Source organism: Streptomyces sp. NPDC004111, assembly GCF_042874215.1.
GTDB lineage: Bacteria > Actinomycetota > Actinomycetes > Streptomycetales > Streptomycetaceae > Streptomyces.
In genome coordinates this window covers 62,790-77,297 of the sequence record NZ_JBIAMU010000025.1, presented here as the reverse complement: position 1 = coordinate 77,297, position 14,508 = coordinate 62,790, and the positions used below count along the sequence as shown (strand labels likewise).

The 14,508-nt window shown below is 75.1% G+C and carries 12 protein-coding genes, 1 pseudogene and 1 riboswitch; of the genes and pseudogenes, 3 read left to right on the top strand and 10 right to left on the bottom strand.

Going from position 1 to position 14,508, the window contains the following annotated elements:
• Positions 1-87: 87 nt before the first annotated feature.
• Both cobC and ACFYVL_RS37470 read right to left on the bottom strand, forming a co-directional pair.
• Complete coding sequence (gene cobC / locus ACFYVL_RS37475; RefSeq protein WP_389253177.1) at positions 88-1,149, bottom strand: Rv2231c family pyridoxal phosphate-dependent protein CobC; 1,062 nt, start codon at positions 1,147-1,149, stop codon at positions 88-90.
• Positions 1,136-1,591, bottom strand: coding sequence for a cobalamin biosynthesis protein (locus ACFYVL_RS37470; protein WP_389253175.1), 456 nt, complete (start codon positions 1,589-1,591; stop codon positions 1,136-1,138). The genes cobC and ACFYVL_RS37470 overlap by 14 nt, the downstream gene beginning before the upstream one ends.
• A gap of 74 nt (positions 1,592-1,665) precedes the next feature.
• Here ACFYVL_RS37470 and ACFYVL_RS37465 point away from each other — a divergent pair, with 74 nt between their 5' ends.
• Positions 1,666-2,394: a ZIP family metal transporter gene (locus tag ACFYVL_RS37465; protein ID WP_389253173.1), complete on the top strand. Its 729-nt coding sequence runs from the start codon at positions 1,666-1,668 to the stop codon at positions 2,392-2,394.
• Between the two features lie 8 nt (positions 2,395-2,402).
• On the opposite strand, the pseudogene ACFYVL_RS37460 reads toward ACFYVL_RS37465, so the two are convergent.
• The 8 genes and pseudogenes from ACFYVL_RS37460 to ACFYVL_RS37425 form a co-directional block, all read right to left on the bottom strand.
• Positions 2,403-3,989: pseudogene (locus tag ACFYVL_RS37460) on the bottom strand (cobyrinate a,c-diamide synthase); the annotation flags it as partial.
• Positions 3,986-4,585 (bottom strand): cob(I)yrinic acid a,c-diamide adenosyltransferase, encoded by a 600-nt coding sequence (cobO, locus tag ACFYVL_RS37455; protein ID WP_185035688.1) that lies wholly within the window; start codon positions 4,583-4,585, stop codon positions 3,986-3,988. The pseudogene ACFYVL_RS37460 and the gene cobO, both read right to left, overlap by 4 nt.
• Before the next feature lie 3 nt (positions 4,586-4,588).
• Positions 4,589-6,643 (bottom strand): putative cobaltochelatase, encoded by a 2,055-nt coding sequence (locus tag ACFYVL_RS37450; RefSeq protein ID WP_389253171.1) that lies wholly within the window; start codon positions 6,641-6,643, stop codon positions 4,589-4,591.
• A gap of 256 nt (positions 6,644-6,899) precedes the next feature.
• Positions 6,900-8,450: a cobyric acid synthase gene (locus ACFYVL_RS37445; protein WP_389253170.1), complete on the bottom strand. Its 1,551-nt coding sequence runs from the start codon at positions 8,448-8,450 to the stop codon at positions 6,900-6,902.
• The gene (locus ACFYVL_RS37440) at positions 8,447-9,445 is read right to left on the bottom strand and encodes a cobalamin biosynthesis protein (RefSeq protein WP_389253167.1); all 999 of its coding nucleotides are present in this window, start codon (positions 9,443-9,445) and stop codon (positions 8,447-8,449) included. The genes ACFYVL_RS37445 and ACFYVL_RS37440 overlap by 4 nt, the downstream gene beginning before the upstream one ends.
• A 36-nt stretch (positions 9,446-9,481) precedes the next feature.
• Positions 9,482-9,620: riboswitch (cobalamin riboswitch) on the bottom strand.
• A 160-nt stretch (positions 9,621-9,780) separates the two neighbouring features.
• Positions 9,781-10,002 carry a hypothetical protein gene (locus ACFYVL_RS37435; protein WP_389253166.1) on the bottom strand — a complete coding sequence of 74 codons (222 nt, stop codon included), beginning with the start codon at positions 10,000-10,002 and terminating at the stop codon, positions 9,781-9,783.
• Between the two features lie 30 nt (positions 10,003-10,032).
• Positions 10,033-11,298 carry an anion permease gene (locus ACFYVL_RS37430; protein ID WP_389253164.1) on the bottom strand — a complete coding sequence of 422 codons (1,266 nt, stop codon included), beginning with the start codon at positions 11,296-11,298 and terminating at the stop codon, positions 10,033-10,035.
• A gap of 157 nt (positions 11,299-11,455) precedes the next feature.
• Complete coding sequence (locus ACFYVL_RS37425; protein WP_389253162.1) at positions 11,456-12,232, bottom strand: lysozyme; 777 nt, start codon at positions 12,230-12,232, stop codon at positions 11,456-11,458.
• Positions 12,233-12,442: 210 nt separating this feature from the next.
• Here ACFYVL_RS37425 and ACFYVL_RS37420 point away from each other — a divergent pair, with 210 nt between their 5' ends.
• Both ACFYVL_RS37420 and ACFYVL_RS37415 read left to right on the top strand, forming a co-directional pair.
• Complete coding sequence (locus ACFYVL_RS37420; RefSeq protein ID WP_389253160.1) at positions 12,443-13,147, top strand: class II aldolase/adducin family protein; 705 nt, start codon at positions 12,443-12,445, stop codon at positions 13,145-13,147.
• Positions 13,148-13,269: 122 nt separating this feature from the next.
• Entirely contained in the window at positions 13,270-14,397 is a 1,128-nt protein-coding gene (locus ACFYVL_RS37415) for an alpha/beta hydrolase (protein WP_389253158.1), read from the top strand.
• Positions 14,398-14,508 lie beyond the last annotated feature (111 nt).

Here is a 14,508-nt window from a genome sequence, read left to right as displayed (position 1 = left end):
GGCCGGTCGCCGTCCCGTACGGGGGGTGCGCAGATGGGGGGCGTGCGTCACGGCGTGCGGGACCGCGCGGTCCCGCAAGGCCGTGCGTCAGGACGGGCCCGTGCCCCGTGCCTCCGTCAGGGCCCGCAGGAACCGGTCCGTCGTCGTGCGGTCCCGTACCGCCACCCGCAGCCACTCCTCGTCCAGCCCCGGGAAGGTGTCCCCGCGGCGCACCGCGAAGCCCGCCGCGCGCAGCCGCTCCCGTACCCCGGCGGCCCCGGCCAGGCGCATCAGGACGAAGGAGCCCCGCGCCCCCGGCACCACCTCCGCGCCCGCCGCGGTCAGCCCGGCCACCAGATGGGCCCGGTCCGCCTCGATCGACCGGGCCGCCGCCTCCGCCTCCGCCAGCGCCCGGGGCGACACGCACGCCTCCGCCGCCACCAGCGCGGGAGTGGACACCGGCCACAGCGGCTGGGCCCGCTCCAGCAGGGCGACCGTCTCGGGCGCGGCCGTCAGATAGCCGATCCGCAGCCCCGCGAGCCCCCACGTCTTGGTGAGGCTGCGCAGCACCACCAGGCCGGGCAGGTCGGTCCGGCCCGCCAGCGCCTCCGGCTCGCCCGGCACCGCGTCCATGAACGCCTCGTCCACCACCAACGTCCGGCCTGGGCGGGCCAGTTCGGCCAGCAGTGCGGCCGGATGCAGCACCGAGGTGGGGTTGGTGGGGTTGCCGATCACCACCAGGTCCGCCCGCTCGGGCACCGCCGCGGGGTCCAGCCGAAAGCCGTCCCCGGCCCGCAGCAGCACCCGCCCCACCGCGTGCCCGGCGTCCCGCAGCGCGGCCTCCGGTTCGGTGAACTGCGGGTGCACCACCACCGCATGACGGACCGTCAGTGAGCGCGCCAGCAGTACGAAGGCCTCCGCGGCACCCGCCGTCAGCAGCACCCGCTCCACCGGCAGCCCGTGCCGCGCCGCCACCGCGGCCCTGGCCGCGCGCCCGTCCGGGTACGCGGCCAGGGTGTCGAGCGACGCCGCGACGCGCTCCTTCAGCCAGCCCGGCGGGGTGTGCGAGCGGACGTTCACGGCGAGGTCCGTCAGACCGGCCGCTCCCCGCACCTCCGCGTCGCCGTGGTGGCGCAGGTCGTGGACCGGGGTTCGCTCAGTGGTGTGCATGTCCGCCTCGGCTGGATGTGTGGTGCAGGAGGGCCACCGCGCACGTCGCCATGGCGGGCCGCCCCACGGGTTCCGACTTCCTCTTGGGTACGAGGAGTTCGCTCCCCGCGCCCCCGGCGGCCAGCGCCGCCGCCTCCGCCACCGACGGCGTGCCGACCGCGCTGAGCGCCCGCCCGGACGGGTTCGGCACGGTCACCGAGGCCAGCTGCGCCGCGCCGTACGCCAGTACCGGCACCGCCAGCCGCCACGCGCACTCCACGATCGCCCGCTCCCGCGCCTTCACGTCGACGGTGGCGAGCGCCGTCACGGCGTTCGGCGGCATCCCGGCCTCCGCGAGGGAGGCCGTGACCAGCTCGTACAGCTCCTCCACGGGCGCGTCCTCGCACGCCCCCACCCCGACGACCACCAGATCCGGTCCCCGGGTGCGTCCCGTCCCGCTCACCGGACATCCTTTCGCGCGGCGAATCGGCCCAGCCCGAGGTGCGGCACCCCGTGACCATCGACTAGCAAGAGCACATGGCGGTCTTCGTCGCGCTCGGCGCGTTCCTGATGACGCTCGCCGGCGGCTGGGTCGCCCAGCGGGTCACCGACCGGCGGCACCTCGTGCTGGGCCTGGCGGGCGGACTGATGCTCGGCGTCGTCGGCCTCGACCTGCTGCCCGAGGCACTGGAGGCGGCGGGCCGCGAGGTCTTCGGCGTCCCCGCGGCGCTGCTCCTGTTCGTCGGCGGCTTCCTCGCCGCGCACGTCGCCGAGCACCTGCTCGCCGCCCGCCAGGCCGCGCACGGCGCCGACCAGCACGAACGGGTTCCCGAGATCGGCCTCACGGCCGCCGCCGCGATGGTCGGCCACAGCCTGATGGACGGCATCGCGCTCGGCGCCGCCTTCCAGGTCGGCGGGGGCATGGGCATCGCCGTGGCGGTCGCCGTGATCGCCCACGACTTCGCCGACGGCTTCAACACGTACACCCTGACCAGCCTGTACGGGAACGCCCGCCGCAAGGCGCTGGCGATGCTGTTCGCGGACGCGGCGGCCCCGGTGGTGGGCGCCGCCTCCACGCTCCTGTTCACCCTTCCGGTCCAACTGCTCGGCTGCTACCTCGGCTTCTTCGGCGGCGTACTGCTGTACCTCGCGGCGGCCGAGATCCTGCCGGAGGCCCACCACGACCACCCGGGCCGCTCGACACTGCTGTGCACGCTGGCCGGAGCGGGCTTCATCTGGCTGGTGGTGGGCCTGGCGGGGGAGTGAGCGGGAGTTCACCGGTCGGCGCACCGCTGCTCGAACTCCGCCACCCGCGCCGCGAACCGGTGGGCCATCTCCGGGGCCGCCGCCCAGTGCGTGTGCAGATAGCTGGCGTGCACCCCGTCCTGGACGAAGCCCTCGACGCGGCGCTGCGGATGCGTGAACCCCCAGGCGGGGGCGGCCCCGGCGCCCGGCTCCACGGCGGTGCGGTGGAACTCGTGGCCGCGCAGCCGCGTTCCGGCGGCGGCCAGCGCGCTGTCACCGATCGCGACGGCCTCCCGGTAGCCGAGGGTCAGCTTCTCCGACATCCGGGCCTCGGCGTCGAGCACCCCGCACATGGGCTGCCCGTCGAGCGAGCGGGAGAGGTAGAGGAGCCCGGCGCACTCGGCGGCCACCGGCGCCCCGGCGGACGCCAGTTCGGCGACGGCCTTGCGCAGCGGCTCGTTGGCCGACAGCTCGGGCGCGTAGACCTCGGGGAAACCGCCCCCGATCACCAGCCCCGCGGTCCCCTCGGGCAACCGCTCGTCCCGCAGCGGATCGAACGGCACCACACTCGCCCCGGCCGCGGCCAGCAACTCGGAGTGCTCCGCATAGGAAAACGTAAAAGCCGCCCCAGCCGCCACCGCCACCACACCCCCGCCGCCGCCCCCCTGGGCGGCGGGGCCGCCCCCCGGGGCGGGACCGGCGGGCCACGGGGGGGGCCCCCGCCAAAACCAAACCCCCCCCCCCCCCCCCCCCGCCACCCCCCCCCCCCCCCCCCCCCCTGGGGCGGCGGGGCCGCCCCCGGGGGCGGAACGGGCGGGCAAGGGGGCGGCCCCAGGCGGAGCCGAACCCACCCGGTCCCGCCCCGCGTCCGCAGCACCAGCCCCGGCCTCCCCGGAACGCACCGCCGACCAAGCCGAAGCCCCCGTCCCCCCCGCACTCCGCGCCAGCCCCAGCACCGCCTCCAGATCCACCCCGGCCCGGACCTGCTCCGCCAGCGCCGCCACCGCGTCCACCGCCTCCGCCTGCCGCTCGGCGACCGGCACCAGCCCCAGGTGACGCGACGGTGTCCGCACCTGCCTGGCCCGCCGCAGGGCGCCCAGCACGGGCACCCCCGACCCCTCCAGCGCCTCCCGCAGCAGTTCCTCGTGCCGGTCGGAGCCCACCTTGTTCAGGATGACGCCGCCGATCCGCACCTCCGGGTCCCAGGAAGCGAACCCGTGCACCAGCGCCGCCACCGACCGCGACTGCGACGACCCGTCCACCACCAGCACCACCGGCGCCCGCAGCAGCTTCGCGACCTGCGCCGTCGACGCCAGTTCGCCCTGCCCGGCGGCCCCGTCGTACAGCCCCATCACGCCCTCGACGACCGCCAGGTCGCACCCGGCGGCCCCGTGCTCGAAGAGCGGGGCGATCAGCTCGGGCCCGCACATGTACGCGTCGAGGTTGCGCCCCGGCCTGCCGGTGGCCAGCGCGTGGTACCCGGGGTCGATGTAGTCCGGCCCCACCTTGTGCGGCGAGACGGCCAGCCCGCGCTGCGAGAAGGCGGCCATCAGCCCCGTCGCGACGGTGGTCTTCCCACTGCCCGACGACGGCGCGGCCACCACGATCCGTGCTACCACTCGATGCCCCGCTGCCCCTTCTGACCCGCATCCATCGGGTGCTTCACCTTCGACATGTCGGTCACCAGGTCGGCGGCGTCCAGCAGCGCCTGCGGAGCGTTCCGCCCCGTGATCACCACGTGCTGCGTGCCCGGCCGGTCGCGGAGCACGCGCACGACCTCCTCCACATCGATCCACCCCCAGTGCAGGGGGTAGGCGAACTCGTCGAGCACGTAGAACCTGTACGTCTCGGCCGCCAGGTCCCGCTTGACCTGCTCCCAGCCCTCGCGCGCCTTGTCCTCGTTGTCGGCCTGGTCGTCCCGCTGGACCCAGGACCAGCCCTCGCCCATCTTGTGCCAGGCGACACTCCCGCCCTCGCCGGTCGCACCGAGGGCCTTGAGCGCGTTCTCCTCGCCGACCTTCCACTTCGCCGACTTCACGAACTGGAACACCCCGATCGGCCAGCCCTGGTTCCAGGCCCGCAGGGCCATGCCGAACGCGGCCGTCGACTTCCCCTTGCCGACGCCCGTGTGCACCATGAGCAGCGGCCGGTTGCGGCGCTGGCGGGTGGTGAGCCCGTCGTTCGGTACGTTTTCCGGCTGTCCCTGCGGCATCGTCTACGCAGCCTTCCTCGAAGTGCCCTGTACGTCCTTGACCAGCCCGGCGATCGAGTCCGCCCGCAGCTCGTCCAGCGTGACGGCGGTGCCGCCCAGCTCCCTCGCCAGTTCGGCCGCGAGACCGAGCCTGACCATGCCCGACTCGCAGTCCACGACCACCGAGGCGATGCCCTCCGCCCGGTGCAGCCGCGCCGCCCGGCCCGCCAGCGCCACCGGCTCGGGGCCGCCGGTGGCCCGCCCGTCGGTCACCACGACCAGCAGCGGACGGCGCGACGGGTCGCGCAGCCGCTCCACCCGCAGCACGTCGTGCGCCTTCAGCAGCCCGGCGGCCAGCGGGGTGCGCCCACCGGTCGGCAGTGTTTCGAGCCGGACGGCCGCCGCGTCCACCGACGAGGTCGGCGGCAGCGCGACGTCCGCCTCCCGGCCCCGGAAGGTGACCAGACCGACCTTGTCCCGCCGCTGGTAGGCGTCCAGCAGCAGCGACAGCACGGCGCCCTTCACCGCGCTCATCCGCTGCCGCGCCGCCATCGACCCCGAGGCGTCCACCACGAACAGCACGAGGTTGCCCTCGCGTCCCTCCCGGGTCGCCTGCCGCAGGTCGTCGCGGCGTACGACGAGACCGCGTCCGGTGCGCCCGCGGGCGTGCTGGTGCGGGGCCGCGGCCTGCACGGTGGCGGCCAGGTGCAGCTTGGTGAGCGTCCCCCGGGGCCGGACGGCCCCCGTCGTACGGCCGTGCTCGGTGCGGGCGCGGGACCTGCGGCCCGCCGCGCCCTCGCCGAGACCCGGCACGCTCAGCACCTTCGTGCGGAACGGCTCGGCGGCACGGGCGGCCGGCTGCTCGCCGCCGCCCACCGGAGCGCCCCGGCCGTCGGACCCGGGGTCCCGGGGCGCGGGCGGCGCGGGCGTGTCGCCCTCGGCCGCATCGGTGGATGGCGGCGCGTCGTGGCCCTGGGGGCCGTCGTTCTGCGGGGGCAGGCCGCCGCCGGGGCCACCGCCGTCACCGGGCCCGTCGGGCTCCGGGCCGTCCCCGTCGCCGTCGTCGGCGGGGCTGTTCTCCGCGAGCGTGTCGTCCAGCTTGTCCTCGTCGAGCCCCGGCGCGTCGAACGGGTTGCGCCGCCGCCGGTGCGGCAGCGCGAGCAGCGCCGCCTGCCGCACGTCCTCCTCCCGTACGTCCTCCCGGCCCGCCCACGCGGCCAGCGCGGTCGCGGTGCGGGCCATCACGATGTCGGCCCGCATGCCGTCCACCTCGAATGCCGCGCAGGTCGCCGCGATCTGCCGGAGCGCGTCGTCACCGAGCCGCACCCCGGGAAGCAGGGCGCGCGCGGCGACGATGCGCTCGCGCAGGGCGGCCTCCTCCTCGGCCCACTTGGCGGCGAAGCCGGCCGGGTCGTCGTCGTACGCGAGCCTGCGCCGTACGACCTCCACCCGCTGGTCGGTGTCGCGCGACGCGGCCACCTCGACGGTCAGCCCGAACCGGTCCAGCAACTGGGGCCGCAGCTCGCCCTCTTCCGGGTTCATCGTGCCGACCAGCAGGAACCGTGCGGCGTGCCGCACCGAGACGCCCTCGCGCTCCACGTACGACGCGCCCATGGCGGCGGCGTCCAGCAGCAGGTCCACCAGGTGGTCGTGGAGGAGGTTGACCTCGTCCACGTAGAGGATGCCGCGGTGCGCGTCCGCCAGCAGGCCCGGCTCGAAGGCCTTCACGCCCTCGCTCAGGGCCCGTTCGATGTCGAGCGCGCCGACCAGACGGTCCTCGGACGCGCCGACCGGCAGCTCCACCATCCGCGTGTCCCGCGACACGCCGTCACCGCTCCCGTGGGGCCCGTCGGGACACGCCGGGTCGGGCGCGAGGGGGTCGCACGAGAACCGGCACCCCTCGACCACGTGCACCTGCGGCATCAGGGCCGCCAGCGCGCGCACGGCGGTGGACTTGGCGGTGCCCTTCTCGCCGCGCACGAGGACGCCGCCGACGGCGGGCGACACGGCGTTGAGCAACAACCCGAGCCGGAGGTCGTCCTGACCGACGATCGCGGTAAAGGGGTAAGGCGTACTCATACGGTCTCCATCGTCGTTTCCGGCTCCATGCGCATTGGCTGTGCGGGCTGCGGGAACCTCGGGCCCCGCCCGGCACCCGGACGAGCCCCGTTCCGATTCCCCCTCGCCCCCTTGGGCGGCGGGGCCGCTCCCCGGGGGCGGCACGCCCGATCCGGGCCCGCCCCGGTGCCGGCCCCCGCCCGCACGCCCGGCACCGGCCCACGCGGACGGCCCCCGGCCACGCCGGCCTCGGCCGCACCCCGCGAAACAGGCCCCCTCACCCCCGTACCCCCGGCGGTACGAACGGCAGCCCCACCGGCGCGCCGGACTCGATCAGCCGCCACAGCCCCTCCGTGTCCGCGTGCTCCTCGATCAGGTCCCCGAGCCGGTCCAACTGCTCCTCGCGCAGGGCCTCGAAGCTCGTGTCCGGGGCCGGGACGAACCGCCGCCCCGCCGCCCCCGCGACCTCGCGCAGGAAGGCGCGCCGGAACGCGTCGCTCTCCAGCGACCCGTGCCAGTGCGTGCCCCACACGGAGCCCACCCGGCACCCGTCGAGGAAGGCTTCCCCGCCCAGCACCTCGGCCACCCCGTGGTGGATCTCGTACCCCGCCACGCTCTCGCCGAGGGCCTCGCCCACCGGCCGCGCCAGGGTCTTCTCCCGGGCGAACCGCACCCGCACCGGCAGCAGCCCGAGCCCCTCGACCACCCCGGCCCGCGACTCCACCTCGTCCTCGATCAGCTCGCCCAGCAGCTGGAAGCCGCCGCAGATCCCCAGCACCGGCTGCCCGGCGGCGGCCCGTCGCGCCAGCGCGTCGGCGAGCCCGCGCTCCCGCAGCCACTCCAGGGCCTTCACGGTCCCGCGCGTCCCCGGCACCACCACCAGATCCGCGTCGGCCAGTTCCTCGGCGCGGTCCACGAACCGCACCACCACGCCCGGCTCGGCGGCCAGCGCGTCCACGTCCGTGAAGTTCGACATCAGCGGCACCGCGCACACCGCGACGCGCAGCACGTCCGCACCGACCGGCGGCGCGACCACGGACTCGCGGACCGCGCCGCGCAGCGACACCCGCAGCCCGTCCTCCTCGTCGATGCCGAGCCCGTGCGCGAACGGCAGCACGCCGTACGTCTTGCGCCCGGTCAGGTCCTCCAGCAAGTCGAGCCCCGGCTCCAGCAGCGACACATCGCCCCGGAACTTGTTCACCAGGTACCCCGCGACCAGCCGCTGGTCGGCCTCCGCCAGCAGCGCCGTCGTCCCGAAGAACGACGCGAAGACCCCGCCCCGGTCGATGTCGCCGACCACCACCACGGGGAAGTCGGCGGCCCGCGCGATCCCCATGTTCACGATGTCGGTACGGCGCAGATTGATCTCGGCGGGACTCCCGGCCCCCTCGCAGATCACCGCGTCGTACTGGCTCCGCAGCTCGGCCAGGCACTCGGTGACGGTGCCGAGCAGCGCCTCGCGGTGCCCGCCCTGGACACCCTTGCCGTACGTCCTGCCGCCCGCCGTGCCGAAGAAGCCGCGCGCGCTCATCTCGCCCACCGGCTTGCCGAGCAGCACCACCTGGCTCGACCTGTCGCTGCCCGGCTTGAGCAGCACGGGGTTCATGAGCGCGGTCGGCTCGACCCGCGCCGCCTGCGCCTGCATGGCCTGGGCGCGGCCGATCTCCGCGCCCTCCCTGGTCACGAACGAGTTCAGCGACATGTTCTGCGCCTTGAACGGGGCGACCTTCACCCCCTGGCGCACCAGCCACCGGCAGATCCCCGCCGTGACCACGCTCTTGCCCGCGTCCGACGTGGTCCCCGCGACCAGCAGTCCGCCACCGCTCATGCCCTCGATCCCTTCGCACGCCCCGCGACCAGGCGCCCGCCCGCACACACGGCCAGCGCCAGCAGGTTCACCCGGCGCGACAGCCGCACCGCACGTTCGATGTCGGCCACCCGCACGGCACGGCCGTTCTCCCCGTTGAGCACCGCCCGGTGCTCGACGCGGCCCGCGTAGGAGAGGGTGCCGCCGAGCCGCACGCCCAGCGCGCCCGCGAACGACGCCTCGACGGGGCCCGCGTTGGGGCTCGGGTGCTTCGCGGCATCCGCGCGCCAGGCCGCGAGGGCGCCTCGCGGGTCCGCACCCGCCAGCACCGCGAGGGCCGCCGTCAGCCGCGCCCCGGGCCACCCGGCCACGTCGTCCAGCCGGGCCGATGCCCACCCGTACCTGCGATGGCGCGGCGACCTGTGGCCGACCATCGCGTCCAGGGTGTTCACCGCGCGGAACGCCACCAGCCCCGGCACCCCGCCCACCGCGCCCCACACCAGGGCGCCCACCACCGCGTCCGAGGTGTTCTCGGCGACGGACTCCACCACGGCACGCGCCATCTGCGGCCCGTCCAGGGACTGCGGGTCGCGCCCGCACAGGTGCGGCAGCCGCTCCCGGGCCGTCTCCAGGTCACCCGCGGCCAGCGCCCCGCCGATCGCCCCGGCCTCGCGGGCCAGCGACGTACCGCCGACGACCGCCCAGGTGGCGGCGGCGGTCAGGGCGACGGTGGCGGCGGGGGAGCGGCGCACCGCGCGCGCGGCGAGGGCGGCGGCGCCGGCGGCGGTGCCGACGCAGAGGAGTGTGTGCAGGGCGCCCCGGCCCCGGTCGTCGCGCCACAGGACCTTCTCGACGGCGCCCGCGGCACGGCCGAAGGCGGCCACCGGGTGGCCCCGGCGGGGGTCGCCGAGCAGCAGGTCGCCGAGGAGTCCGGCGGCGGCCCCGTACGCGAAGAGGTGCGCGGGGGTGCTGGAGGCAGGCAGGGCGGCTGAACCGCGGGAACCGCAGCCGGGCATGGCGAAGTGTCCTTAACTCAGGGTCCGCGCCCTGGTTCGACGTGACGAGCGGCTGGGAGTTCCTGGCTTCGTGACGACCGCGGGGGTCGCACGTGACAGTGGCGGGACCGCGCCGGATTCGCACCGGCTTCCTCTCCATGCCGCCGTATTTGGCTCCGGCAGTCCACCACGCCCCCCGAACAGCCGTCAACCTGGGGTTGACCTGCGGGAGGCGGCGCACGGAAGCACCGCCCCGGCACACGCCGCGCGCACGGCGAACCGCCCCGGGCACGGGGCACGGGGCGGTTCGGGGAGCTGCGGACGTCGTGGTCCGGCCGTCCGGGGACGGCGGGACGTCAGACGACGATCAGGTAGATGCCGTACGCGACGGCCGCCGCGCACAGGGCGAAGCAGGCGTAGGCGCCGGTGCGGGCCAGGGGGGCCGAGCCGCCGGAGGCGGTGGCCGACTCCTGCTTGGAGAGGCCCACGATGCCGAGGGTGAACAGGCCCACCAGGGCGACGGTGGCCACGAGGCTGACGCCGAAGACGGTGCCGAGAGCTGCCCAGTCGATGTTCATGTCGTCGCTTTCCTAAGGTCCGGGAGCCGCTCAGACGGAGGCGGCCGGGCGGGCCGGTTCGGCGGAGGTGCCGGTGGGGGAGTGCAGGGTGGCCTTGAGGTCGTCGGCGGCGAGGACCCCGGCCGGGGGCGGGGTGACGGCCGCCATGGCCGTGGTGACGACACCGGCCGGCTCGGCGGTACCCGCCGCGGCGGTACCCGTCGAGTCGAGGTCGTCCGCGGTGACCGGCTTGCGGCGGGACAGCGCCCAGATCGCACCGGAGCCCGCGACCAGCAGGATTGCGACGGCGGTGACGCCCCAGGTGCCCTGGCCGGTGAGGAACTCCGCGGCGGCGGCGACCAGTCCGGCGGCCGGCAGGGTCAGGCCCCAGGCGACGAACATCCGGGTCGCGGTCGACCAGCGCACCACGCCGCCCTTGCGGCCGAGACCGGCGCCCATCACGGAGCCGGAGCAGACCTGGGTGGTGGAGAGGGAGAAGCCGAGGTGCGAGGAGGCCAGGATGACCGTGGCGGCACCGGTCTGGGCGGAGAAGCCCTGCGGCGGCCTGAGGTCGGTGAGGCCGGTGCCCATGGTGCGGATGATGCGCCAGCCGCCGAGGTAGGTGCCCAGCGCGATGGCCACACCGGCCGAGACGATGACCCACAGCGGCGGGTTCGAGCCCGGCGCGAGGACGTTGCCGGTGACCAGGGCGAGGGTGATGACACCCATGGTCTTCTGCGCGTCGTTGGTGCCGTGCGCCAGCGAGACCAGGCCGGCCGAGGCGATCTGGCCCGCCCGGTAGCCCTTGGCGGTGGACTTCTCGTCGGTCTTCGCCGCCAGCCGGAAGGTGAGCCGGGTGGCGAGGTACGCGGCGACACCGGCGACGATCGGTGCGGCCACGGCGGGCAGCAGGACCTTGGTGATGACGACGCTGCCGTTGACACCGGAGGTGCCGACCGACATCAGGGTGGCGCCGATGAGGCCGCCGAAGAGTGCGTGGGAGGAACTGGACGGCAGGCCGATGAGCCAGGTCAGCAGGTTCCAGAGGATCGCGCCGACGAGCGCCGCGAAGATCACTTCTGTGGTGATGCCGCTCTCGTTGATGAGCCCGCCGGAGATCGTCTTGGCGACCTCGACGGAGAGGAAGGCACCAACGAGGTTCAGCACGGCGGACATGGCCACCGCCGTCTTGGGCTTGAGTGCGCCGGTCGAGATGGTGGTGGCCATCGCGTTGGCTGTGTCGTGGAAACCGTTCGTGAAGTCGAACACGAGAGCGGTGACGATCACGATCCCGAGGAGAAGCGTGATGTGTTCCATTTACCCAGGCAATCGTTTGAGGTCAGTGGCTGTTGGAACGTAGGTAACCCGAGTGAACGGAAGATGAACTGGGCAGGGCGCTGCGGTGACCCGAAACGCGGCGCTGCCGTTCCGGTTTTCACCGGAACGGCAGCGGGGCCGGGCTCCTGCGGGCCCGTCAACGGCGCGTGAAGGTACTCAGCTGCCTCAGCGACCCGTTGAAGAGATTCTGGTCACCCGGAAGTGAACCCCGGGCGTTGTTGAACTGCCAGAAGGTCCAGTACGACCAGCCGGCCGGCAGCCGCCCCGGCGAGGAGGAGTACCGCGCCAGCCACAGCGCGTGCCGGGAGCCGAACGCCCGGCTGCCCCCGGTGCACCTGTCCCACCACAGCGTGGTGGTGTAGATGACGGGCCGCCGCCCGGTCCTGCGCCGCACCTCGTCGCTGAAGGACCTGATCCAGGCCACCATCCGGTCCGGCGTCAGCCCGTAGCACCGGTTGCGCCCGTTGGTCCTCCCGTACGGGTTGTTCTCCAGGTCCACGGCGGGCGGCAGGGTCCAGCCGTCGCCCCGCCAGGCGCCCCCGTTGCGGACGAAGAAGGCGGCCTGGGTCCGTCCGGACGACTGGTGGGGCAGTGCGAAGTGGTAGGCGCCGCGGGCCATGCCGACCCGCCGCGAGCCGTTGTACTGCTGGGCGAAACGGGGGTTGCGGTAGGTGTGCGACTCGGTGGCCTTGACGTAGACGAAGGTCGCGCCCTTCCTCTTGGCCTTGCGCCAGTCGACGTTCTTCTGGTGGCCGGAGACGTCGTGCCCGCGCGGTTTCGCGGCGGCCTGCGCCTCGGTGCCGCCGACGAGGACCGTCGTCCCCAGGGTCAGTACGGCGGTGGCACCGGCGGCGGCCGACAGCGCGCGGGCGCGGCGGGCACGCGGCAGGGACGGTTTGCGATCACGGGCCATTTCTTCCCCCCATGGCAACGTGCATGACAAATCCGGGCCGACGCTACTGGAAGATCACCAGAAGGCGGCCCTTCTCAGGCCATTTCCGGTACGGGAGGAATGCGAGGTGTCCGGGTGCCTTACGGACCCTTTGCCTCCGGGCTACAGTGCGCGGGGCCGGGCACCCACCGCCTCCCGGCCGCCCGCGCACCGGCTGGCAGGATGCGCCCCATGACGAGCGATGCGACGCACGGAACGGACGCGACGGACGCGACGGACGCAACGGACGCGCGGGACGCGGTGGCACGGGCCTGGCGGGAACTGGTGGACACCGCCCGCAGGACGGTCGCGGACGGCCTGGTCGTCGGCACCTCGGGCAACGTCTCGGTCCGGGTCGGCGAACTGATCCTGGTCACCCCGAGCGGCGTCCCCTACGACCGGCTGCGCCCCGAGGACGCGGTCGGCGTCGACCCGGACGGCCGCCAGGTGCTCGGCACCCTCGTCCCGACCAGCGAACTGCCCATGCACCTCGCCGTCCACCGCGACACCGGCGCGCGTGCCGTCGTGCACACCCACGCGGTGCACGCCACCGCCGTCTCGACCCTGGTCGACCGGCTGCCGCTGGTCCACTACGCGGCGGCGATGCTGGGAGGCCAGGTGCGTACGGCGCCCTACGCGACGTACGGGACCGAGGAGTTGGCCGAGAATGTGCTGTGCGCGCTGCGCGACCGCACCGGCTGCCTCCTGAAGAACCACGGAACCCTCACCTACGGCGACACCCTCGACCAGGCCTACGACCGGACCGCCCAGCTGGAGTGGATGTGCCGGCTGTGGCTCACCGCCTCCGCCGTCCCCGGCCGCTCCCCGAGCCTGCTGTCCGCCGCCGAACTGGACGAGGTGGGCCAACGGCTGAAGGGGTACGGCCAGCGGAAGTGACCACCACCGGGGCCGGGCGGGGTGCGGGCGGCCGGCGCGGCCGGGCGCGGCGCCGGGCCGCGGCTGCCTCCACCGGACCCCGCCCACTGGCAGTTGTGGCCGGGTGTACGGACACTGAAGCGGTGCACCCGGCTAAAGCGACGGCAGCGGCCGTCACCACCCTGATCGGCATCGGCGCCGCCGTTGTCGCCGCCGCCCGGTACGCCGGCGACGCGGCCCTCAAGGCCTCGCCCGGCCGCCCGCCGGCGGGCGACTCCCGCGTCACCGTGCATTCCACGGCGGCCGGCCAGGTCACCCTGACCCGTGGTCTGGCCACCCTCAGGCCCGGTGTGTACGGGCTGGAGGGCGAGGGGGTGCACGCCGTGGTCGGCCCCGTCCTGGAGGCCGCCCCGCACGAGCCCCACACGGTCGTCCGCCGGCTGGAGCGGGTCACCCGGGGCTCCCTCGAACCGGGCGCCAAGGTCCGGCTGACCCCCTTCGTCCACACCGGCGACCCCGGCACCGCGCTCGGCCTCGACTTCCAGGAGGTCGACGTCATGGGCGAACTCGGGGCGCTGCCCGCGTGGTTCGTCCCCGGCTCCCGCGCCACCTGGGTGATCGCCGTGCACGGACTCGGCGCCACCCGCGAACACCCGCTCAACGTCCTGGGGCTGCTGCACCGCTACCGGCTCCCGGTGCTCGACCTCGCCTACCGCGGCGACCCGGGCGCGCCCCGCTCCCCGGACGGCCTCGGCCACCTCGGGGACTCGGAGTGGCGGGACCTGGACGCGGCGATCCGGCACGCGGTGCGCGAGGGCGCCGAGCGAGTCGTCCTCTACGGCTGGTCCACCGGCGCCGCGATGGCACTGCACGCGGCGACCTCCTCGGCCGTCCGCCACCTGGTGCGCGGGCTGATCCTCGACTCCCCGGTCCTGGACTGGGAGGCCACCGTGCGCTCGCTCGCCGCGTCGCGCGGCACCCCGGCGGCCGTCCTGCCGCTCGCGGTCCGGGCCGCCCGGGGCAGCACGGGGCCGCACGGGGACCGGCTGCGCGAGGCCGCCGCCCCCGACGGGCTGCGCGTGCCCGCGCTGATCTTCCACGGCCCCGGCGACACGGTCGCCCCCTGGGGCCCCTCCCGCGCCCTCGCGGACGCCCGCCCGGACCTGGTCACCCTGCACACGGTCCCGGACGCGGCCCACGCCGCGATGTGGAACGCGGACCCGGCCGGCTACGAAGAGGCCCTGCGCCGCTTCCTCACCCCCTTGATGTAACCCCGCCGCAAACCCCCCTCCGGCCCCGCGTCACGGTGCGGCTCCCCGGCCCGGCGGGCGCGACCCGCGGCGGCGGCGCGGGTTCCGTTTGGGCTTTCGGGCAGTCAGCGG

Bases quoted from the DNA above. Each gene is read 5' to 3' on its own strand.
- ACFYVL_RS37425 (WP_389253162.1), bottom strand. From the start codon at position 12,232: ATGGCCCGTGATCGCAAACCGTCCCTGCCGCGTGCCCGCCGCGCCCGC.
- cobC (WP_389253177.1), bottom strand. From the start codon at position 1,149: ATGCACACCACTGAGCGAACCCCGGTCCACGACCTGCGCCACCACGGC.
- cobO (WP_185035688.1), bottom strand. From the start codon at position 4,585: ATGCCGCAGGGACAGCCGGAAAACGTACCGAACGACGGGCTCACCACC.
- ACFYVL_RS37435 (WP_389253166.1), bottom strand. From the start codon at position 10,002: ATGAACATCGACTGGGCAGCTCTCGGCACCGTCTTCGGCGTCAGCCTC.
- ACFYVL_RS37440 (WP_389253167.1), bottom strand. From the start codon at position 9,445: ATGCCCGGCTGCGGTTCCCGCGGTTCAGCCGCCCTGCCTGCCTCCAGC.
- ACFYVL_RS37445 (WP_389253170.1), bottom strand. From the start codon at position 8,450: ATGAGCGGTGGCGGACTGCTGGTCGCGGGGACCACGTCGGACGCGGGC.
- ACFYVL_RS37430 (WP_389253164.1), bottom strand. From the start codon at position 11,298: ATGGAACACATCACGCTTCTCCTCGGGATCGTGATCGTCACCGCTCTC.
- ACFYVL_RS37465 (WP_389253173.1), top strand. From the start codon at position 1,666: ATGGCGGTCTTCGTCGCGCTCGGCGCGTTCCTGATGACGCTCGCCGGC.
- ACFYVL_RS37420 (WP_389253160.1), top strand. From the start codon at position 12,443: ATGACGAGCGATGCGACGCACGGAACGGACGCGACGGACGCGACGGAC.
- ACFYVL_RS37450 (WP_389253171.1), bottom strand. From the start codon at position 6,643: ATGAGTACGCCTTACCCCTTTACCGCGATCGTCGGTCAGGACGACCTC.